General features: G+C 44.7%; 19 protein-coding genes and 2 pseudogenes. 5 read left to right on the plus strand and 16 right to left on the minus strand.

Going from position 1 to position 20528, the window contains the following annotated elements; all coding sequences use genetic code 11:
* Nucleotides 1–52: 52 nt before the first annotated feature.
* A complete protein-coding gene (gene trxA, locus ABXT60_RS08430) occupies nucleotides 53–379 on the plus strand; it encodes a thioredoxin TrxA (protein WP_443629708.1) in 327 nt (108 codons plus the stop codon).
* 69 nt (nucleotides 380–448) lie between these two features.
* On the opposite strand, the gene ABXT60_RS08435 is transcribed toward trxA, so the two are convergent.
* Entirely contained in the window at nucleotides 449–1270 is an 822-nt protein-coding gene (locus tag ABXT60_RS08435; protein ID WP_443629709.1) for a ProQ/FINO family protein, read from the minus strand.
* A gap of 210 nt (nucleotides 1271–1480) precedes the next feature.
* On the opposite strand from ABXT60_RS08435, the gene ABXT60_RS08440 reads away from it, so the two are divergent.
* A complete protein-coding gene (locus ABXT60_RS08440) occupies nucleotides 1481–2182 on the plus strand; it encodes a hypothetical protein (protein WP_443629710.1) in 702 nt (233 codons plus the stop codon).
* Between the two features lie 33 nt (nucleotides 2183–2215).
* Here ABXT60_RS08440 and ABXT60_RS08445 read toward each other — a convergent pair whose 3' ends face one another.
* The 5 genes from ABXT60_RS08445 to ABXT60_RS08465 form a co-directional block, all read right to left on the minus strand.
* Nucleotides 2216–2743 carry a hypothetical protein gene (locus ABXT60_RS08445; RefSeq protein ID WP_443629711.1) on the minus strand — a complete coding sequence of 176 codons (528 nt, stop codon included), beginning with the start codon at nucleotides 2741–2743 and terminating at the stop codon, nucleotides 2216–2218.
* A 1-nt stretch (nucleotide 2744) separates the two neighbouring features.
* Nucleotides 2745–5441: a type I DNA topoisomerase gene (topA, locus tag ABXT60_RS08450; RefSeq protein ID WP_443629712.1), complete on the minus strand. Its 2697-nt coding sequence runs from the start codon at nucleotides 5439–5441 to the stop codon at nucleotides 2745–2747.
* Nucleotides 5442–5660: 219 nt separating this feature from the next.
* Nucleotides 5661–6836 carry an acetyl-CoA C-acyltransferase FadA gene (fadA, locus tag ABXT60_RS08455; RefSeq protein ID WP_443629713.1) on the minus strand — a complete coding sequence of 392 codons (1176 nt, stop codon included), beginning with the start codon at nucleotides 6834–6836 and terminating at the stop codon, nucleotides 5661–5663.
* Between the two features lie 14 nt (nucleotides 6837–6850).
* Entirely contained in the window at nucleotides 6851–9016 is a 2166-nt protein-coding gene (gene fadB / locus ABXT60_RS08460; RefSeq protein ID WP_443629714.1) for a fatty acid oxidation complex subunit alpha FadB, read from the minus strand.
* A gap of 144 nt (nucleotides 9017–9160) precedes the next feature.
* Nucleotides 9161–9685 (minus strand): hypothetical protein, encoded by a 525-nt coding sequence (locus ABXT60_RS08465; protein WP_443629715.1) that lies wholly within the window; start codon nucleotides 9683–9685, stop codon nucleotides 9161–9163.
* Between the two features lie 135 nt (nucleotides 9686–9820).
* Between ABXT60_RS08465 and ABXT60_RS08470 the strand changes: the two genes are divergently transcribed.
* A complete protein-coding gene (locus ABXT60_RS08470) occupies nucleotides 9821–10249 on the plus strand; it encodes a universal stress protein (protein WP_443629716.1) in 429 nt (142 codons plus the stop codon).
* On the opposite strand, the gene ABXT60_RS08475 is transcribed toward ABXT60_RS08470, so the two are convergent.
* The 3 genes and pseudogenes from ABXT60_RS08475 to ABXT60_RS08485 all read right to left on the minus strand — a co-directional run.
* On the minus strand, nucleotides 10246–10776 hold the full coding sequence (locus tag ABXT60_RS08475) for a hypothetical protein (RefSeq protein ID WP_443632088.1): 531 nt from the start codon (nucleotides 10774–10776) through the stop codon (nucleotides 10246–10248). The genes ABXT60_RS08470 and ABXT60_RS08475 overlap by 4 nt on opposite strands.
* Nucleotides 10777–10809: 33 nt before the next feature.
* Nucleotides 10810–11124: pseudogene (locus ABXT60_RS08480) on the minus strand (ATP-binding cassette domain-containing protein); the annotation flags it as partial.
* A 159-nt stretch (nucleotides 11125–11283) separates the two neighbouring features.
* Nucleotides 11284–12147: pseudogene (locus ABXT60_RS08485) on the minus strand (ATP-binding cassette domain-containing protein); the annotation flags it as partial.
* Between the two features lie 340 nt (nucleotides 12148–12487).
* On the opposite strand from ABXT60_RS08485, the gene ABXT60_RS08490 reads away from it, so the two are divergent.
* Nucleotides 12488–13291, plus strand: a complete 804-nt coding sequence (locus ABXT60_RS08490) for a TatD family hydrolase (RefSeq protein ID WP_443629717.1) — start codon at nucleotides 12488–12490, stop codon at nucleotides 13289–13291.
* Here the strand turns inward: ABXT60_RS08490 and ABXT60_RS08495 are convergent.
* The 6 genes from ABXT60_RS08495 to rpsA all read right to left on the minus strand — a co-directional run bounded on the left by ABXT60_RS08495 (nucleotide 13288) and on the right by rpsA (nucleotide 18327).
* Entirely contained in the window at nucleotides 13288–13530 is a 243-nt protein-coding gene (locus tag ABXT60_RS08495) for a glutaredoxin family protein (RefSeq protein WP_443629718.1), read from the minus strand. The two genes, ABXT60_RS08490 and ABXT60_RS08495, sit on opposite strands and share 4 nt — an antisense overlap.
* 7 nt (nucleotides 13531–13537) lie before the next feature.
* Nucleotides 13538–14086 carry a cupin domain-containing protein gene (locus ABXT60_RS08500; protein WP_443629719.1) on the minus strand — a complete coding sequence of 183 codons (549 nt, stop codon included), beginning with the start codon at nucleotides 14084–14086 and terminating at the stop codon, nucleotides 13538–13540.
* On the minus strand, nucleotides 14076–15461 hold the full coding sequence (locus ABXT60_RS08505; protein WP_443629720.1) for a DNA recombination protein RmuC: 1386 nt from the start codon (nucleotides 15459–15461) through the stop codon (nucleotides 14076–14078). Before ABXT60_RS08505 ends, ABXT60_RS08500 begins: the two co-directional genes overlap by 11 nt.
* Before the next feature lie 4 nt (nucleotides 15462–15465).
* Nucleotides 15466–15843 carry a hypothetical protein gene (locus tag ABXT60_RS08510; RefSeq protein WP_443629721.1) on the minus strand — a complete coding sequence of 126 codons (378 nt, stop codon included), beginning with the start codon at nucleotides 15841–15843 and terminating at the stop codon, nucleotides 15466–15468.
* 45 nt (nucleotides 15844–15888) lie between these two features.
* On the minus strand, nucleotides 15889–16521 hold the full coding sequence (locus ABXT60_RS08515) for a hypothetical protein (protein WP_443629722.1): 633 nt from the start codon (nucleotides 16519–16521) through the stop codon (nucleotides 15889–15891).
* Nucleotides 16522–16650: 129 nt separating this feature from the next.
* Nucleotides 16651–18327 carry a 30S ribosomal protein S1 gene (rpsA, locus tag ABXT60_RS08520; protein WP_046483708.1) on the minus strand — a complete coding sequence of 559 codons (1677 nt, stop codon included), beginning with the start codon at nucleotides 18325–18327 and terminating at the stop codon, nucleotides 16651–16653.
* 340 nt (nucleotides 18328–18667) lie between these two features.
* On the opposite strand from rpsA, the gene ABXT60_RS08525 reads away from it, so the two are divergent.
* Entirely contained in the window at nucleotides 18668–19285 is a 618-nt protein-coding gene (locus tag ABXT60_RS08525; protein WP_443629723.1) for an SOUL family heme-binding protein, read from the plus strand.
* Here ABXT60_RS08525 and ABXT60_RS08530 read toward each other — a convergent pair.
* Nucleotides 19282–20469: a Gfo/Idh/MocA family protein gene (locus ABXT60_RS08530; protein WP_443629724.1), complete on the minus strand. Its 1188-nt coding sequence runs from the start codon at nucleotides 20467–20469 to the stop codon at nucleotides 19282–19284. The genes ABXT60_RS08525 and ABXT60_RS08530 overlap by 4 nt on opposite strands.
* Between the last annotated feature and the right edge of the window lie 59 nt (nucleotides 20470–20528).

Below are 20528 nucleotides of genomic sequence, written 5' to 3' on the forward strand. Positions count from 1 at the left end.
TTACTTCAAAACCACGTATCATAGCCTTAAACAACCTAATTAAGAGAACACCATGAGCGAACTAACTCACGCGGTAACAGACGCCACCTTTGACCTCGACGTCGCCAATGCAGATGTGCCTGTATTACTAGACTTTTGGGCACCTTGGTGTGGCCCATGCAAAATGATAGCGCCTATCCTAGAAGACGTTGCTGCTGAATTTGAAGGCAGCGTTAAGGTATGCAAGATCAACGTTGACGAAAATAGCGAAATTGCTGCTCGCTATGGTGTGCGTGGCATTCCAACTTTAATGTTGTTTAACAACGGTGAAGTTGCAGGCACTAAAGTAGGCGCTTTGGCTAAATCTGATTTGTTAGCATTTATTTCTGATAACACCTAATCAGTTTGTCTAGGATATAAAAAAACCGAGCATTGCTCGGTTTTTTTAGGCTTGGTAAAAGCAACTCACTTATTTCTTATTTTTACTAAGCAATAGGTCTAATTTGCTCGCCATGCGTTGCCCCTCATTTAAACCATCAAAGGGGCTTGGGGCTTTTTCTATCTTTGCTTCAGGCTTATGGTCTTTTGGCTGAGCGCTCTTTTTAGGCTTAGAGTGCACCTGATCAGGGCGCTTTCTAGCGCTGGGTCTTGGCTTATTAGGCTTGCGTGGCGCCGGCAACTTAGTTAATGCGTGAATCGCTTCATCAGCCGTCACTGCACCTTCAGCTTCACCAAGCAAATTAATACGGGGCGCTGCATCCGTTTGCGACTTTAGATATCCAAAAGCTCGCACATAACTCGCAAGCCCACGCTTGATCTTAGTTTGACTCAGTTTTCCGTCAGCCACCAAATCTTCTTGAATACCAACCTTAAGTGGCCTAGGTTTAGCAAAGCAGAAGGTTTGTGGGTAGGTTTCACATATCAGCTCAACCGCTGCACGATTTGCCGCACGGCTTTTAGCTTTTTTACGGTCTGCTGCACTTATCTCTGGCACAACTGGCTCGGGTACTATCGAACTTATTGTTTCTGCAGGTGCAGTTTGCACTGCGGCAGGAGATATTTCTGTGATGGGTAATTCGCTAGTACTGGTCATAATGTCTTGATTTTGATTATCTGTAAGTATCTGGCTGCGGTTATGCTCAACTTGCTGCTTTAGCTGACTATGCTCTTGCCTTAGAACATTAACCTGCTGTTGCGACTGCACCAGAATTTTTTGTTGATTTTTAATACGCTCTGAAAGTTGCTGAGTTAGCTCTAGAGTGTCTGTATTTGTTAACTTAGAATCAGTCATTGTTATCTTAAACTATTAAAGCCTAGCCTTTTCATTACGTTGGACATTGTACCTATTGATTCACTCAAGGGCTATAGATTTGAGCTTTTTACATAAACTTGAGTCTTCCACTTGCAGAAAGCGCCTATCCTTGCCTATACTCTAAACACCTAAGCTAAACATTATCGTACTATTATATCGTTAAATCCAGTTTTCTTAGAGGATGCTGTCATGTCCACTGCCATACCCGCCGCCAAGGTTATAGACCTTTTTAGTGGCCAAGAGCACCAAACCCATCACCGCCCTCAGGTGGTGCGATTAGCACCAGAGCTAGATGGCTTTGAAGTGCTCTATTCTAATGAACATGGCCACCCTAAAACTGGCCAAGAATTATTTTCTGTTAAAATTTTGTTCTGGGCTTTATTGGATGATGGCTCCTTTGCTGGGATGATTCCGTGGTTTGACGAGCTAATCATTTGTGCAGACCTAAACTGCCCTAAAAAAGGTTTTTTTCAGGGGTATTATGACCCTGGCCTTGATCAAAACATGCCTCAGGTGCCAGAACATAAATGCATTGAACTTATTACAGCGGCAGATTATTTTGATTTTGAAGTAGACGATACCGTGTTTGTGGTGCAAGAGCTTCCCGATACATGTGGTAGCCACGCCGTATTTACCGCTGATAACTTTAACAGCTTTTCAATGTCCGAAGTATTTAGTTGGCGTTTGTTTAGTGATGGCTGCATTCAAGCCCAAATGGTTAATCTTGAGCAAGTGGTTCGCTGGCCGGTTCTGGTTGGAGATGATTGTTTAATTGCTTGTGATGAGGTAGCCGACTTTGTCAACTTTTTCCAATACCGAGTGGCTATCAACATTAAAGAGCAAGATGCAGACACCATGGCTGTACTGGACCAGCTCAAATCAGACATCTAGCCTCTACTTATGATTCTGTGGAGTAGTACTGAGTTACCACTCCTCCAGAGAATCTCTCATAGACGTTTGTAACGCTTGCAAATGTTTGATCCAACCGGCTACTGGCCAATGGTCTGGGTCAGTTAAATCACCTTCTGAATAGCTTACAATAAATTGTTCAGACTCAGTCTGTGGTTTGGCTAAAACAGAAAAGTCGGTTATTTCTTGCAGCTCAATCCATCGCTTCCAATCCCCCTCTTGCAGCAGCAAAAGTATTTGCTGAGCTTCTGGGGATAGATAGTCTTGTTTAACAAGCAAGGCTTCAATTTCCACCCAGGTGAGTAACGTAATATCATCAAACCGAGTATTGGCTAACTGCTTTAAACTGGCTTGAGTAAGCAATTTTGCAGCATTTAAAAGGTGATCAATGATGGCGTATTGATAGGCCATACGCTGGGGCCGCTGCCGCCAATAATGAGGGTGCTCTGGGTCGCCATAGTTAGACAACAAATCCTGCCATAAACGTTTGCTAAACGCCAGCCGGTGTTGACTTGCGCTTAGCCATTGGTCTTGAACAGCCATACTATTTTTTCGCGCTAGCTGTTTTTTTAACTACTTTTTTAGCCGGCTTTTTAACTACTTTTTTAGCAGACTTTTTCACCGGCACATCTTCTACCCACTTACCACTCACATACATAGCACGCCATCCTGAAGCTTTTTTTTCAACTTCGGACATAACGTACTGTTCCTTAGTTTTACGGCTATATCGAACGATGGAAGGGTTACCTTCATGATCCTTTACCGGCGCTTTAAGTAAAAAGGCGTACTTAGGGTCTAGCACTTCTTTGTGAGGCAAAATTTCAGCCACCAAAGGTGCACGAGTTTCACGGTTTTTAGGAAATTTGCTGGCTGCCAAGAACAAACCTGCAGCACCATCTCGCAAAATATAATGGTCATCCACTTTTTCACATGCTAATTCTGGCATGGGAATTGGATCCATTTTTGGTGGCGCAGCTTCACCACTGCGTAATAGTTTACGCGTGTTTTTACAGTCACTATTGGAGCAGTCAAAATATTTACCAAAACGCCCCGTTTTTAGGTGCATATCAGCTTCACATTTATCACATTGAATAAGTGGGCCATCGTACCCTTTAATCCGATACTCGCCAGCCTCTACTTCAAAACCACTACAGTCTGGATTATTGCCACACACATGTAATTTACGCTTTGCATCAATTAAGTAGCCATCCATCGCCGTATCACAAATTTTGCAGCGGCGTTTTTTGATCAGTAAGCGAGATTCTGCTTCATCATCTGCATCTACAGCGACGACTTCATCACCAGGTATTAAATTTATGGTTTCTTTGCAGCGTTCTTTGGGTGGCAACGCATAGCCAGAGCAACCCAAAAAGACACCCGTAGACGCCGTACGAATATTCATTGCTTTACTGCAACTTGGGCATTCTATGTCAGTCAGCGTTGGTGAGTTGGCCCGCATGCCATCTTCTGCTTCAGCAATACTCAACTTTCGAGTAAAGGCTTTATAAAACGCATTAAGCAGGCGTTTCCACTCAGTTTCGCCCTTGGCAACACTATCTAAGCGCTGTTCCATATTGGCGGTAAATGAGTAATCCATTAAGTCTGAGAAATTCTCTTCCAACCTGTCTGTGACTATATCACCCATTTTTTCTGCATAGAAACGACGGTTTTGAACCATCACATAACCACGGTCTTGAATCGTAGAGATGATACTGGCATAAGTTGAAGGCCGGCCAATACCCTGTTTTTCAAGCTCTTTAACAAGGCTAGCTTCTGAAAAGCGTGGAGCAGACTTGGTAAAATGTTGGCTTGGCGTTAGCTGTTTCAAAGACAGCACATCGCCCTGATTTACGTCAGGTAAGATTAAATCTTCATCTTTTTTGCTAGCGCTAGGCTGAACTCTAGAGTAGCCATCAAAACGCATAATACGCCCACGAGTGCGGAGGCTAAAGTCACCCGCTTCCACAACAATAGTAGTACTGGTAAATTGAGCAGGCAGCATCTGGCATGCCACAAATTGGCGCCAAATAAGCTCGTAGAGGCGCTCCGAGTCACGCTCCATGTTGCTTAGTTGAGTAGACTTCAACGCCACCTGAGAAGGCCGTATGGCCTCGTGAGCCTCTTGCGCACCATCCTTACTAGAATAACCAATTGGATTAGCAGGCAGATACTCTTTGCCAAAGCTCTTTTCAATGTAATCACGGCAATTACTTACAGCATCTTTACTTAAGTTCGTTGAGTCAGTACGCATGTAGGTAATGTAACCCGCTTCATAAAGCCGCTGGGCTAACATCATGGTTTTCTTCACCCCAAATCCTAAGCGCGTACTCGCAGCCTGTTGCAGCGTGGAGGTAATGTAAGGTGCAGAGGGTTTGCTTGAGGTGGGCTTATCTTGACGCTGTTGAACAACAAACTGTTGTTTTTCTAGCACCGCAACGGCAGCTTCGCTTTGTTGTTGGTTAACAGGTTTATACTCGTTACCATTTTGCTTATGAACCTGCAGAAGTAGTGGCTTGTTCTCAACATTGGTGACATCAGCTTTAAGTTCCCAGTATTCATCTGGCACAAAAGCACGAATAATCCGCTCTCGCTCAACAACTAACTTTACAGCAACAGACTGAACTCGCCCTGCAGATAGGCCACGAGCAATTTTCGCCCACAATAGTGGCGACACCATAAAGCCCACAACACGGTCTAAAAAGCGCCGTGCTTGTTGCGCATTAACGTGATCCATATCTAGTTCGCCCGGATTGGCAAACGCAGCTTGGATCGCCGTTTCAGTAATTTCGTTAAATACGACACGCTGATAACGGCTTTGATCACCTCCAATGGCTTCACGAAGGTGCCACGCAATGGCTTCTCCTTCTCTATCCAAATCTGTTGCGAGGTAAATGGTGTCTGCGTCTTTGGCAAGACGGCGTAACTCTTCTACTACTTTTTCTTTACCAGGCAGTATTTGATAGTCAGCGCGCCAATCATTCCCAGGGTCGATACCCATGCGTCTGACAAGTTGCTGGCGAGATCTGGCTTGTTTGTAGATGACCTTATCGTCAGGGTCCATGTTACGTACTTTTGCAGCCTCGGCTGCGCGTGCTTTAGGGTCTGCACTTCCAGGAGGAGACTTAGTTGGCAAGTCACGTATATGGCCAACACTGGACTTTACAATAAATTCTGAACCCAGGTATTTATTGATGGTTTTAGCCTTGGCTGGTGATTCGACTATAACGAGGGACTTACCCATGAAATTTAATTCCAATGATTACGTATTCACCGCATCTGTCACGGTACCTTTAAGGCGCCTAAGTTTAGGCACATATCTGAGAAGGTCAAGCCTTAGTTGAAGGACCTATTCTTTAAAATTCCATTTTTTGATACAAAAAGCAAGCAATATCATCTAACAAAATTACAAAAGGCTGGATAACCAGCCTTTTGAATTTATTGAAGTTTGTAGAAGCAATACTTACAGGCGTTCAAATACTGTGGCAATGCCTTGACCCATGCCAATGCACATAGTGGCCAAACCAAACTGTACATCGTGTTTTTTCATACGTGTTAAGCAACTTACAGAAATTCTCGTACCAGAGCACCCCAAAGGGTGTCCTAAGGCAATGGCGCCGCCATGCAAGTTTACTTTTTCATCAAGTTGGTCAATCAGTTTTAGGTCTTTCAACACCGGTAATGACTGAGCAGCAAAAGCTTCATTAAGTTCCACTACACCAATATCTGCAATGGTTAAACCGGAACGCTTTAAGGCTTTCTTAGTAGCAGGTACTGGGCCATAGCCCATGATTGAGGGGTCACACCCTGCCACTGCCATCGATTTAATCCGCGCTAACGGCTTAAGGCCCAGTGCCATAGCTTTGGCACCAGACATTAACAACATGGCAGAAGCACCATCTGAAAGTGCTGACGATGTAGCCGCCGTTACAGTGCCATTCTTCGGGTCAAATACTGGGCGCAGCTTAGCCAAAGACTCGAGATTAGTTTCTGGACGAATAACTTCATCACGGCCTACTTTAATAAGCCGGCCTAAAGAGTCATGGCCTTCAATGGCAATAATTTCATGATCAAAGTCCCCGTTTTCTGCAGCTTGATGGGCTAAACGGTGCGAACGTACGGCAAACTCATCTTGCATTTCACGGCTAATACCATGCATTTTTCCTAATAACTCAGCCGTTAGGCCCATCATCATGGCTGCTTTGGCTGCATGCTTGCTACCCGCGGGATTAATGTCAACACCGTGGCCCATAGCCACATGACCCATATGTTCTACACCACCTACAACAAAGAAGTCACCATTGTCTGTGGCAATGGCTTGAGCTGCCGTGTGCACAGCTGCCATAGAAGAGCCACACAAACGGTTAACTGTTTGCGCCGCTACCGTATGCGGAATAACGCTTAATAAAGAAGCGTTGCGGGCAACGTTAAAACCTTGCTCTAAGGTCTGGTTTACACAACCCCAAATCACATCTTCCACGTGAGCAGGGTTAAGATCTGGGTTGCGGGCAAAAAGGCCATCGATCACAGCAGCAGATAAGTTCTCTGCACGTACATTTCTAAATACACCGCCTTTACAGCGGCCCATAGCAGAACGAGCACCGTCTACGACAACAATATCATTGGCTTGTAATTGCATTTTTTTCTCCGAATTTAATGAGCAGGTTGCAGCTTGCCGTAAAATGTTTCGCCCTGGGCTGCCATCTCACGCATTTGTGTGGGTACTGAATACAGTGGACTCACTGCTGCTAAGGCATCAGCCTTGTCACAGAAGTTTTGTAAACCGATAGTATCTATGTACTTTAGTGCACCTCCAAGGAAGGGCGGGAAACCAATGCCATAGACTAACGCCAAGTCTGCTTCTGCGGGACTAGCGACAATCTTTTCTTCTAAACAGCGCGCCACTTCTAAACATAAAGGAATCATTAAGTGATCAATAATTTGTTCGTCACTAAGTTCTATTGGGTTTTCACATAGACCCGCAAGCTTTTCAACTAGGGCGTTATCGATCTGCTTTTGTAAACGGCCTTTTTTATCTTTTTCATAGACATAAAAACCAAGCTTATTTTTTTGACCAAACCGCTGCTCTTTAAACATTAAATCAACCGCAGCTTCACCTTGGCCGGCCATCCGTTCTGGAAACCCTTCAGCCATTACTGCTTGCGCATGGTGAGCTGTATCTATACCTACTACGTCAAGCAGGTAGGCTGGGCCCATAGGCCAGCCAAAGCGCTCCATTATCTTATCAACACGATTAAAATTGATGCCCTGCTCTAACAAAATGCCAAAACCACCAAAGTAAGGAAACAATACACGGTTAACGAAGAACCCAGGGCAATCATTGACCACAATAGGCTTTTTGCCCATAGCGTCTGCATAAGCTACCGTTGTAGCAATAGTTTCGTCACTGGTTTTACTTCCCCGGATCACTTCAACCAATGGCATTTTGTGTACTGGATTAAAAAAGTGCATGCCACAAAAACGAGAAGCATCCTTTAGGCTTTTTGCTAAAAGGTCTATAGAAATGGTAGAGGTGTTAGATGTAATCACAGCATCGTATTTTACTTGGGCTTCTAATTCAGCTAATACAATACCCTTTATTTTTGGGTTCTCTACTACAGCTTCTACCACTAAATCGACGCTAGAAATGTCTGCATAGCTTAATGTTGGGCGAATGTTATTGAGTACTTTAGCCATTTGAGCAGGCTTCATGCGCCCCCGACTAACACGTTTTTCTAAAATGCCTGTGGCCTCATCCAAACCAAGCTGTATAGCTGGTTCAGCAATGTCTTTCATGACAATTGGGATGCCTTTATAAGCCGACTGATAGGCAATGCCTCCCCCCATAATGCCCGCACCAATGACAGCGGCTTGGCCAACTTTAGCGGCTTTAGGCGCTAAGGCTTTAACCGTTCGCTTAAGGTATTGGTCAGCAAGAAAAATACCTACTAGGTTTGCAGCTACTGGTGTTTGTGCCATTTTTGCAAAACCTTTAGCTTCTATAGCTAAAGCTTTATCACGGGTCATGCCCGCGTGTTTTTGCATTGTTTTAATGGCGGTTAGAGGGCTTGGATAATGGGGGCCCGCTTTACCTGCTACAAAAGCTTTGGAGGTCTCAAAAGCCATCATTTGCTCCATAGGAGGTAACGACAGCTTAGCAATTTTAACAGCCCGCTTGGTTTGGTAATCTAACTCGCCAGCCATACATTGGTTAAGCAAATGCACCCCCGCTTCTAATAGCTGATCATTTGCGACAATGGCATCTACTGCCCCATCTTTGAGCGCTTCAGCAGATTTCTTTTCGTTGGCACCACAGATCCACTCGATGGCATTATCTAGCCCGATTAACCTTGGTAAGCGAACAGTCCCTCCCCAACCAGGAAAGATGCCTAGTTTTACTTCTGGCAGGCCTACTTTGGCGGTGGGAGTCATAATACGGTAATCAGTGCTCAAGCACAGTTCAAATCCACCACCTAATGCCAAACCGTTGATCAGCGAAACTGTGGGCATAGGCAGGTCTTCAAGGCAACTAAAGGTACTATTAACCTGCATGTTAGCGTCGATTAAAGCCTGTTCTTGGATACCAAAAAAGTTCAGAAACTCAGTAATGTCTGCGCCGACAATAAAAGTTGCTTTGGCACTGGCAAGCATTAAACCTTTTATGCTGCTGTTACTGCTGATGGCAGCAATGGCTTGTTGCAGTTCAATTAATGTTGCCACATTGAGTTTATTAATCGACTGGTGCTTAAGATCAAAAGTGAGCTTAGCTAATTGATGGTCGTGCATTTCGACCTGAATGGCGTTGCCTGCATAGATCATGCATGGACTCCTTGGGTGAATTTAACGGGCCTATGAAACAGCAATATAAAATTTCATACACTTGTTTGAAACAGTGGTAGCACTTTAAACCAGACTGAGGCAAAGTCAACCATGACTCTAGAACCACAAAACAACAGCTAGGTCCTAAAAACTTTGAGAGACCAATTCCTTTAATACGTTTTCTAGATCATCTAGTTGCGCTGGAGTGGCTTTTTCGTTCCAGTAAATCTGAGCCATTATGGGTGTGACGCCAATGGCGTATGCGTCGTTAGGTAACTGTTCAATGAGTCGGGCCAAATGACTTAATTGTTCTGCCTTTAAGGCGCCTTCACCACAATTCCAGCACCATCCGTTTGGCAAACCTTTGGTATTAAGCCCATCCGCTTTAAATATTTCCCATGTTGCTTGTTTGATGGCGGCAATGCCAACAACCCTGTTGCGGCTTCTGGGCCGAGGTAAGCCATAGCTGGTAGCTAAGTGGCTTCGGGGGGTGATTTCTCCCTGCTCTCTTGGCCCTTGATGCTTACCCACCCTAATTTTTAAGCCTTTGGCCATAGCTAGTTGGCGGATCTTTGCTTGAGCTCGCTGCACAGACGTAGGCAGAACCCACGCCACAGATCCCACTAGGGAGAGGCATACCAAAATAACAATAACTAACTTAATTTCCACAGCTACTCCACTATTTCAATAACAAAAAAAATGCTGATTTTTAATAAAACTCAAAGCCAATGACACCATTTTTGCTAAAACCATAAACCAAAAATGACTGTGTTACACTTAATTAAAAACGGAGGAGGACGTAACATGAACATTTACCAAAACATTTTAGTTGCCATAGACCTTAACGAAGAGGCAAATAAGGTGGTTCAAAAGGCCCATCAACTAAGTTTACAAAGTGGCGCAAAGCTTACCTTAATTCATGTGACAGAACCCTTAAGTTACGCCTATGGTGGGGACATACCCATGGATTTATCCGTAATACAAACACAGCTGCATGATGATGCCGAAGAGCGCATGAGTAATTTTGTAAAACAACAAGAATTAGGCGATGTTGCACAATTAATCGTGTCTGGCCATATTGAAACCGAAGTTCACCGGGTGGCTATTGAACTCAGCACTGGCCTCATTGTAGTGGGAAGCCATGGACGCCATGGCCTAGCTCTATTGCTGGGTTCAACGTCTAATGGCATCTTACACGGGGCAACGTGTGATGTTTTAGCAGTCAGGGTTTAGCCATCCTGCATCGCCTCTACTTCTAGCCACCGATCCATCGTCTTCTCTAATTCAACGGTCTGAGTTTCAAGGTGTGCAAGGCGAGCACTTACATGGTCTTGGCCCTTATTATAAAAGTCTGTATGGCCAATTTCGTTTTGCAACGCTTCTAGCTCTGCTTCTAGCGTTTCAACTTGGCCTGGCAGCAAATCTAGCTCGCGCTGAATTTTATAGCTTAACTTACCACCAGCTTTAGCTTTATCTTTAGCCTTAAGTGGCGTTGGTGCCATTCCCGTTGGCTTACTGTGACCCTGCACAGTAGGAACCTGAAGCTTTCCACCACGCCTAACCCAATCACTATATCCACCCACAGAATCAGTAATATGGCCTTGCCCATCAAACACTAAACACGAGGTCACCACTCGGTCTAAGAAAGCCCGATCGTGGCTCACTAGAAGCACAGTACCTGGATAGTTGGCCAACATTTCTTCCAACAATTCGAGAGTTTCAATATCCAGGTCGTTAGTGGGCTCATCCAGTACTAGCATGTTTGACGGCTTACTAAACAAGCGAGCCAACAACAAACGGTTACGTTCACCACCAGAAAGGCTACTTACGGGGCTACGAACCCGTTTAGGAGAAAACAAAAAGTCGCCTAAATAGCTCATTATGTGGCGCTCTCTGCCACCCACAGTAATACTCTCTCGACCTTCAGCAAGGTTATCCATTACCGTCTTGGTAAGGTCTAATTGATCACGCAATTGATCAAAATAGGCCACTTCTAACTTGGTGCCGCGCTTAACTTTGCCAGAGTTGGGCTCTAATTGACCCAGAATTAGTTTTAACAAGGTGGATTTACCCACACCGTTAGCACCCACAAGGCCAATGCGATCTAGCTTAAGCAAGTTTAAATCAAAATTCTTAATCAAGGTTTGCTCGCCATAACCATGGCTGACGTTTTCTAGCTCACACACTAATTGGCCAGATTTAGCAGCTTGGGCATGTTGTAACTTCACGTTTCCTTGACGTTCTCTTCTGTCACCACGTTCTTTACGCAGTGATTCAAGCGCTCGCACACGGCCCTCATTGCGGGTACGGCGGGCTTTAATACCTTGGCGAATCCAAACTTCCTCTTGGGCTAACTTTTTATCAAACAGCGCATTATGGCGATCTTCCTCCATTAACTGCTGCTCACGGTAGGCTAAAAACCGCTCATAGTTACCTGGGAAGTAATTTAAGTGCCCACGGTCTAGCTCTACAATTTTGTTAGCCAATACCTGCAAAAAGCTGCGGTCGTGAGTGATAAAGATAATGGCGCCGCTAAAGTCTAACAACTGTTTTTCTAGCCATTCAATGGCCAATATGTCCAAGTGGTTAGTAGGCTCATCTAATAACAATAACGTAGGCTCAGAAACCAAAGCTCTGGCCAGTGCTACACGCCTTCTCCAACCACCTGATAACTGACTAAGCACTTGGGTACCGTCTAAGTTAAGGCGGGTCAAGATACGCTCAACCTTAGTTTCCATTTGCCAGCCATCTAACTCATCAATTCGATGGCTTACAATTTCCAATTGCTTCATCGACTTGTCGTCTAATTCACCCATCGCAATTTCGTCATATCGATTGCGTATGTCGTAAACCTCACCCATACCCATAGCGACTAACTCGCTGACACACAAATCTTCACGATCTGGCAGGTCTTGCTGCAGGTACCCAATTTTACACGCAGGACTGCGCCAAACATTGCCACTATCTGCTAATTGCTCGCCAACTAACAATTTTATGAGGCTAGATTTGCCTGCCCCATTACGGCCGATAAGACACACTCGATCACCCGCATCAATCTGTAAATTGACATCGTCAAGTATGGCCACATCGCCGTAAGCAAGATGGACTTGTTGTAAACGTAATAAATTCATTAAAGGACCTAAAAGGTAGGGCAAGATTCAACACACACTCAGTGTGGGTGAGTATTAACTAAACATACATAATTATAACGTTTCTTCTAGGCTGTCAGATACTTAAAGGTGATAAAACCATGCAAAAGCATGCTTATTAAAGTTGCAACTAGCTAAATAATAAGTTGATAATGAATTTTAGTGATGTAACTGAACAATTTTCAGCTATTTTAAAAAAAACACTAATAAATAATACGACAAGGTCGAAAGTGAATAAAAGCCTCTGCAAGACCCAATGTCGTCAATTTTGCCGTGGCAATCTAATTTGCCACCATGCCATAATTATTGGAAGCTGAATACGTTGAAATACCCTAGCATCACCGATATTGGTGTTAATTTAACCAATGACCGATTTAACAAAGACCTTGCTGATACCCTGCAGCGTGGATTGGATGCAGGGGTGCACCGCCATATTATTACCGGCACTTCGTTGTCCACTAGCCAACATGCGCTTGAACTTAGCCTAGACGATTCGTTGCCCTGCCAGCGCTTTGCAACCGCAGGTTTCCATCCCCATAGTGCCAGTGAAAACACGCCTAAGTCCTGGCAACAGCTTACAGAGCTTTGGCAGCACCCCAAGGTAGTTGCTATTGGCGAAACAGGGTTAGATTTTAATCGGAACTTTTCTACGCCAACCCAACAGCTTGATAGCTTTGAAAAGCATTTACAAGCGGCTGTAAGGCTGCAACTGCCGCTATTTTTACATGAACGTGATGCAGCTGGTGAATTTTTAGAGCTTATTAATGACTATAGGTCTGGTTTTAGTAAAGCAGTGGTTCACTGCTTTACCGGCACTGAGACTTTTCTTAAACACCTACTAGAGCTTGATATACATATTGGCATCACTGGGTGGATTTGTGACGAACGTCGCGGAGAGCACCTACAAAGCTCTATTAAATTGATTCCAAGCAACAGGCTCATGTTAGAAACAGACGCCCCCTATCTCTTACCTCGAGACATTCGGCCAAAACCAAAATCTAGCCGCAATGAACCGGCCTACCTGGCCCATATTTTACAACGTGTAGCGCATTTTCGTGGTCAAAACATAGCCGACCTTGCACAACAAACGGAGGCTACAGTGAACGACTTTTTTGGCTTTGATTAAAAGCAACTGACAGTGCGCTCATCAAACGGCCAACACAATACTTTTTGGCTATCGATGCAGCGCAATACAGGAATCTTTTCCCCATAAAGTGCGACCAGCTCATCAGTATCTGCAATATCAACCATCTCTACTTCCACTTGTGATAAGTCTAAACATTGACCTAACAGCGCTTCGGCTTGGTCGCATAAATGGCATCCAGACGTACCCAACAGTTGCATATAACGCTTAGGTTTAGGCATAGATCAGCTACACACTGGCTGGATTATTTGCACTAACCAAGACACAGGGCTGGTCGCCTAAGTTTCGGAAACGGTGGGGCTGTGAACTAGAAAAATAATAGCCATCACCTGCGTGTAATATTTCCACCTGTTCAGACACCGTGACCTCCAAACAACCACTAATGACAATACCCGCCTCTTCACCTTCATGCAGCAACATATCCACACCGGTATCTGCACCCGGTGGGTATGTTTCATGCAACAACGACAAATTTCTGGGGTCATAGTTATAACCCACTAACCGCATTGCAACTTTACCTGAGCCCATGTCTGGCAACTCATTACTTTTGTAAAATACTTGTTGTTGTGCGGGCATTTCTTCAACAAAAAACGCTTGTAAAGACATTGGCACGCCATCTAACACTTTTTTTAAAGAGCTCACTGATGGGCTAACTCGATTTTGTTCAATAAGGGAAATAGTACTGTTGGTCACCCCTGCCCGCTTAGCTAATTCTCGCTGTGATAGGCCACCTTTTTTACGCACTGCTTTAAGGCGCGCGCCCACATCAAGGCTCATCAGCAGAATCCTCTTCACTTGCATGCTCAATCATCGCATCTGGCAAGGCCTTTTTAGGCTGAATACCACCTAAATTAACAATTTTTTGAGCCCGATTAATAAGGTTCCCTCGGCCCGAAGACAGCCGCTTGTGAGCCGTATCATAGGCATCTTGAGCGCGCACAAGATGGCTACCCACACTATCCATCGAGGTGACAAAATCAACTAGTTTTTTGTGCATTTCTTCTGCTTGGCGAGAAATTTCTTTAGCATTCTGGCTTTGATGCTCATAGCGCCAAATGTTATGAATAGTGCGCAATACCATTAACAAAGTTGCCGGGCTAACGAGCATAATATTATTTTTCATGGCACTAACAAATAAATCAGCATCAGCCTGAAGAGCGAGCATATAGGCCGATTCTATGGGAATAAACAACAGCACGTAGTCTAAACTAGACACACCTTCGGCACTTTCATAAGATTTACTACTAAGGCCTTTGATATGCGCCTTTACTGAAGCCAGATGTTCAGCCAGCGCCACACTTCGTTCAGCGTCATCTTCTGCACTTTGATAACGTTCATAGGCCACCAGAGTCACTTTAGAATCTACCACTACATCTTTGTTTTCTGGCATATGTACAACCACATCCGGCTGCAAACGCTTACCATCGGTTTGAGTTAAATTAACTTGGCTGTGGTATTCATGTCCTTTGCGCAGGCCTGATTGCTCCAGCACCTGTTCCAATACCATTTCACCCCAATTACCTTGAGCTTTATTGTCACCTTTAAGGGCTTTAGTCAGGTTAATTGCATCGCTACTGAGCTTATTATTAAGCTCTAACAGGCTATTGATTTGTTGTGTTAGGCCGGCGCGATCTCGCGCATCTTTGTCATAAACGTCATCAACTTTTTTGCGAAAATCACCTAACTGTTGTTTTAGTGGATTAAGCAAATGGCCTAATTGATCCTGATTTTGACTAGACAGTTGATTAGCTTGTTGCTTTAAGGAAGACTCAGCAAATTGCTTAAGATAAGTATCAAATGCTTCTTGCGTATGCTGCTGCTGTTGCAATTGGCTTTGATGGGCGTCTTGCTGTGATTCAAGTTTAGTGTGTAAACTAGCATTTACAGCTGCAGCTTGGCTCACCTGTGCCTGCAACTCTATCTGTTGCCGCTGAGCATCTTGCAATTGGTTTTGGAGAACTATCGACTGTTCTTGAGCCTGCTCATGCTTAACTTCAAGCTGCGCCATAGCAAGTTGCTGGGCAAGTGATTTTTCTGCCGCAGCCACATTTATCTCATCAGTTGCACCATAACCAACAGCACCACGGCGCGCAAAATAAATAGTAGCTAGCGTCATTACACCAGCAAATACCCAAAGCATGTAATCTAGCATCTGTTTAGGCCACCCATCCCTGCACCATGGGTATAAGTCCCACCAAAGCAAGACAGGTGTAAACTAAACTGGCACGTTTAGGCTTAAACAATCGACACAAAAAGATATAATATATAGCCGGGAAACTTACTACTAAAAAGCCTATAGGAATCCACCAGGCGAGGTTCTGCCCGCCATAAACTAAACTGGCAATGAGCGCGATGGCCGATACATTTCCAGCTGTTAGATAAATGCCTGGCACTTTAGCAACGGCCTGAGTGCGACCAGAGGCCTCTGTAACCTGCTTATTTTCAGTTAAAACGTCATGGCTCACTTGGCGTGCACTAAGTGCAGCACCCATAGCAAAGGCACCTGTTAGGGTAAAAATGTAGATAGGTTCCATGTACGTCTTTCCATGTGAGTAAGGTAAAGTGCAATGGTAACAAAATTAATGCAGGGCTTCACCCAACGCAGGCCGTTTTGGTCTTAGCAAATCAAATTGTTGGCGTAACTCAACCAGAGGCTTGAGTCCATGATCTACAGGGTCTTCTGGTAAATCTAACCAATTAACGCTATGAATGCGGGTCATGAGGTCATATTCGCCAACGATTGCATCTAAAAACATCAGCGCCGCATCAGTTTGAGGGGCATCTTCAAGTATTGGCAGGTCTTCTAGGTATAAATCTAAATGCAGCTCTTCACCGATATTTCGTAACCCAAAGAACAGCTCGTCTAATTCTAGCACTGCATCGCCAATTTCTATGGCTTCTGGAATATGCTCTACCCTTGGATTAAAAGCCAGCACCTTAATGTGGCTTAGCTGCGGTGCAGCAGCAACCAAAAATAAAACAGTATCAATGCTTTGGCTGTATCCATCACAACCAAACACAAGTTCGATCCCCGTGCCATCTGCATCACGGGCACAAAAAACTGTAAGGTGCAGGTCTATGTCTGATAACTGATCTTGCACTTCTTCGAGTAACTCTTGTGCCAAAATAGACTCTTCATCCACTAAGCTACGCAGATGATCTGCATTATCGCTCACCAGTTGCCAAAAGTTTTGTATAGGGGAGTTATTCATAAAAATTCTTCAAATGCTAAAAAACACCGCTGCTTGGTAGTTATACCGCCGCGACACCTTATACATCTTGTAAATAACGTAAAAGGGAGTGCCGAAGCACTCCCTTTTTTAAGCACAGGGGTTAAACGCTTATTGCTTGCCCATCTGTGCTTTGATCAAGTCGCCAATAGTGGTAGGGCCATCAGTAGGCACATCCACTTCGCGAACGTCACGCATCGCTTGCTTCTCGTCTGCTACATCCTTGGCCTTAATGGACAAGTTTATAGATCGGTTACGACGGTCAACAGCCACAATCTTAGCTTCAACACTGTCACCAACTTTAAGTTCGTTACGTGCGTCTTCAATACGATCAATGCTGATTTCAGAAGCCTTAAGTGTAGCGTCAATGCCTTCAGCAAGCTCAATAACAGCTTCTTTAGCTTCAACAGACTTAACGGTACCATTTACGATCGTACCACGATCATTAGCTGCAACGTACTCACTGAATGGGTCGTTTTCTTGCTGCTTAATACCAAGAGAGATACGCTCTTTCTCAGAATCTACAGATAAGATCACTGCACTTACTTCGTCGCCCTTCTTGTAGTCACGAAGGGCCGCTTCGCCTTCTACTTCCCAAGAAATGTCCGACATGTGCACAAGGCCATCAAGGTCGCCTTCTAAGCCAACAAAGATACCGAAATCAGTGATGGTTTTGATGTTACCAACAACCTTGTCACCCGCTGCATACTTCTCAGCGAACTCAGCCCATGGGTTGCCCACACATTGCTTAATGCCTAAAGAGATGCGACGACGTTCTTGGTCTACATCCAAGATCATCACTTCCATAGCGTCGCCAACGTTAACAACTTTAGATGGGTGAATGTTCTTGTTAGTCCAAGACATTTCAGAAACGTGTACCAAACCTTCAACCCCATCTTCTATAGAAGCGAAGCAACCGTAGTCAGTTAAGTTAGTTACAGTAGCTTGTACGCGATGACCATTAGGGTAACGTGCCTTAATAGACGCCCATGGATCCTCTTGCAACTGTTTAAGGCCCAAAGATAAACGACCGCTGTCCTTATCAAACTTGATAACGCGAACAGTAATTTCATCACCCGGGTTTAACATGTCACTTGGGTGTGCAATACGCTTCCAAGCCATGTCAGTAATATGCAGTAGGCCGTCAACGCCACCTAAGTCTACAAAAGCACCGTAGTTGGTTAGGTTCTTAACATAACCCTTAACGTCCATGCCTTCTTCAATGCTAGCCAACAATTCGTCACGCTGGGCGCTGTTAGCTTCTTGCATTACTGCGCGTCGTGAAACAACCACGTTGTTGCGCTTTTGATCCAGCTTGATCAGCTTGAATTCAAGTTCCTGGCCTTCCAAGTGGTCAACGTCACGAACAGGGCGAACGTCTACCAAGGAACCAGGTAAGAAACCCTGAATATTGTTGATGGCAACAGTAAAGCCACCCTTAACCTTGCCGTTGATAACGCCAGTAATAGTCGCTTCTTCGTCAAAGGCAGTTTGCAATACTTCCCACGCTTCGGCAGCTTTAGCCTTTTCGCGTGAAAGTTTAGTCTCGCCAGTGCCGTCTTCAACACTTTCTAAAGACACCTTAATTTGATCGCCAATTTTCACTTCTATTTCACGAGAATCGTTATAGAATTCTTCGATAGGAATGATCGCTTCAGACTTAAGGCCTGCGTGTACTGTTACCCAGTCGCCGTCGATGTCTAATACGGTGCCCATAACAACAGCACCAGGACGCATCTCAACAGCAATTAGGGATTCTTCAAATAGATCTGCAAAGCTTTCGCTCATGTTTATATACCAGACGTTGTGCAAGTTTAAAGCGCTTGCGATCCAACGCTCGTTTAGCCTGAAGGTCAGCTTCAACAGGGAAGTTAAATGGACGCGATGTGCCAGGAACTGACGCCTAGAATGACACTAACGAATTTTGCGCGCGCAGTATTGTACACTGCGGCTTAATTTACAGCAACACTGTATGGCCATAATAGGCTCAAGCTAAATGCAGATATCCCCCTATTCCATAATTTCTCGAAAGGCCTTATTAACCCTAGGAATATATCTGTGTATAATCATCAGACTAGTTCACACATGTGTGCCGAAGAATTCAGCGCATATGACAAGGGTTAAATATATGTTAAAGCGTTTTTTTTTGGGACTCTCCATTCTAGTGTTTACTGAGTATTCTATGGCTATTGAAGAACCTAAGTACACTGTTATTGAAGCGTTTGAGGAATTTGAGTTAAGGGCCTATGAACCCATGATCGTAGCAGAAACACTGGTTTCTGGAACTCTAGACGGTGCCGCTAACGCCGGTTTTAAACTTATTGGCGGTTATATTTTTGGTGACAATACGTCCAGTTCTAGCGTGAATAATAAAATTAGCATGACCGCACCTGTAAGCATGCAGCTACAGTCTGAAAAAATAAATATGACCGCACCAGTGAGTATGCAACAAAAAGACGGCCAATGGCTTGTGCACTTTGTAATGCCTAGCAAATATACCTTAGACACCCTGCCTACACCTAATAACAAGGCAGTCATGCTAAGAGAAATTCCTGCGCGTAATTATGCGGTGCTGAGTTTTTCGGGGTTTACTGGCGCCATTAAAGTTGACAAAAAAATCACCGAGCTAATGACATGGTTAAAAGATAAGGGCATCAAACCCCTCAGCGAGCCTGAAATGGCGCGCTATAACGCCCCTTGGTCGTTACCCTTTATGCGTCGTAATGAAATCATGGTGATGTATTAATTAGCAGTATTCACTTTACAAGGCACCCAGGAATCCGTTTCATTAGACTTAATTGAAGCCTCAACAAAACGAACACCATCCACGCCGTCTGCAATGGTTGGGTAGGCTAACAAGCCCTCAGGTAAATTAACCCCACCTCTGCGGGCCTGAATTGCTACAGCAAACTCTAGATAAAGGTTTGCCCATGCATCTGTTAATGCTTCAGGATGGCCGCGGGGCATGCGTAATAATCGCTCTGTTGCTGGGCTCATGCCTGAACCATGACCACGAGAAATAATTTGCTCAGGTGCTCCTATAGCGCGCAAGCTTAAGGTTTCTGGTTGTTCCTGATTCCATTCTAGAGTGGCTTTAGAACCACATATTCGCAGCCGTAAACCACATTGACTGCCAGCCATAGTCTGACTAACCATTAACGTACCCGGCACACCTCCTTCGAAGCGCAGCTGCATGAACGCGGTGTCTTCCAACGCTTTAGGTTGGCCAGTCACATGAAAATCTGCGCGTAACGCCTCTATCTGCAAGCCCGATACAAATCGAGCTAAATGCTCTGCATGAGTGCCGATATCCCCCACTGTAAAGGAGGGTCCATTTTTAGCAATATCAAGCCGCCAAGGCGCTTTATCACCTTGATCAGATACATCCATAGCCCAATCCTGAAAATATTCTACATGGATTTGACGCAACGCTCCAAGGTCTCCCCGGCGTACCATTTCTCTGGCCTGCCTAACCATTACATGGGCCGTATAGGCATAAGTCACGCCAAAAACCAAACCGGTCTCACGCTGCATTTTAGCTAAACTAAGGGCCTCATCAAGTGTGGTGGTAAGTGGCTTGTCAGAAATAACATCAATGCCAACGTCCATAAACGCTTTGGCTATAGGCGCGTGTAAATGATTAGGGGTAACAATACTAACCGCCTCGATCCCATCTTTGCGAGCAGACTCTGCTTTTGCCATTTCACGGTAATCACAATAACTGCGATCATCTGCTAACATCCATACCTTACCAGACGCTTTGGCGCGCTGAGGGTTAGATGATAGGGCTCCTGCGACAATATCCCAGCGATTAGAAAGCCTCGCACCATTTGCATGCACCTCTCCAATTAAAGCCCCCTGCCCACCGCCAACAAAACCAAGGCGCAGACGCCTTTTCGCTTGGGGAAATTCATTAGCTGTAATGCTCATACCAATTCCTAAAAGGTTATTTTTTGGCGTACACAATCACCTTTAAGACAAACCAGACC

Source organism: Candidatus Njordibacter sp. Uisw_056 (assembly GCF_047730085.1).
Classification (GTDB): domain Bacteria; phylum Pseudomonadota; class Gammaproteobacteria; order Pseudomonadales; family Balneatricaceae; genus Njordibacter.

Excerpts from the sequence above, each read along its gene's own strand:
- trxA (WP_443629708.1), top strand. The coding sequence starts at position 53 with ATGAGCGAACTAACTCACGCGGTAACAGACGCCACCTTTGACCTCGAC.
- ABXT60_RS08435 (WP_443629709.1), bottom strand. The coding sequence starts at position 1,270 with ATGACTGATTCTAAGTTAACAAATACAGACACTCTAGAGCTAACTCAG.
- ABXT60_RS08440 (WP_443629710.1), top strand. The coding sequence starts at position 1,481 with ATGTCCACTGCCATACCCGCCGCCAAGGTTATAGACCTTTTTAGTGGC.
- ABXT60_RS08445 (WP_443629711.1), bottom strand. The coding sequence starts at position 2,743 with ATGGCTGTTCAAGACCAATGGCTAAGCGCAAGTCAACACCGGCTGGCG.
- topA (WP_443629712.1), bottom strand. The coding sequence starts at position 5,441 with ATGGGTAAGTCCCTCGTTATAGTCGAATCACCAGCCAAGGCTAAAACC.
- fadA (WP_443629713.1), bottom strand. The coding sequence starts at position 6,836 with ATGCAATTACAAGCCAATGATATTGTTGTCGTAGACGGTGCTCGTTCT.
- fadB (WP_443629714.1), bottom strand. The coding sequence starts at position 9,016 with ATGATCTATGCAGGCAACGCCATTCAGGTCGAAATGCACGACCATCAA.
- ABXT60_RS08470 (WP_443629716.1), top strand. The coding sequence starts at position 9,821 with ATGAACATTTACCAAAACATTTTAGTTGCCATAGACCTTAACGAAGAG.
- ABXT60_RS08475 (WP_443632088.1), bottom strand. The coding sequence starts at position 10,776 with ATGCTAGTACTGGATGAGCCCACTAACGACCTGGATATTGAAACTCTC.
- ABXT60_RS08495 (WP_443629718.1), bottom strand. The coding sequence starts at position 13,530 with ATGCCTAAACCTAAGCGTTATATGCAACTGTTGGGTACGTCTGGATGC.
- ABXT60_RS08500 (WP_443629719.1), bottom strand. The coding sequence starts at position 14,086 with ATGAGCCTTGATGTGGGCGCGCGCCTTAAAGCAGTGCGTAAAAAAGGT.
- ABXT60_RS08505 (WP_443629720.1), bottom strand. The coding sequence starts at position 15,461 with ATGCTAGATTACATGCTTTGGGTATTTGCTGGTGTAATGACGCTAGCT.
- ABXT60_RS08510 (WP_443629721.1), bottom strand. The coding sequence starts at position 15,843 with ATGGAACCTATCTACATTTTTACCCTAACAGGTGCCTTTGCTATGGGT.
- ABXT60_RS08515 (WP_443629722.1), bottom strand. The coding sequence starts at position 16,521 with ATGAATAACTCCCCTATACAAAACTTTTGGCAACTGGTGAGCGATAAT.
- rpsA (WP_046483708.1), bottom strand. The coding sequence starts at position 18,327 with ATGAGCGAAAGCTTTGCAGATCTATTTGAAGAATCCCTAATTGCTGTT.
- ABXT60_RS08525 (WP_443629723.1), top strand. The coding sequence starts at position 18,668 with ATGTTAAAGCGTTTTTTTTTGGGACTCTCCATTCTAGTGTTTACTGAG.
- ABXT60_RS08530 (WP_443629724.1), bottom strand. The coding sequence starts at position 20,469 with ATGAGCATTACAGCTAATGAATTTCCCCAAGCGAAAAGGCGTCTGCGC.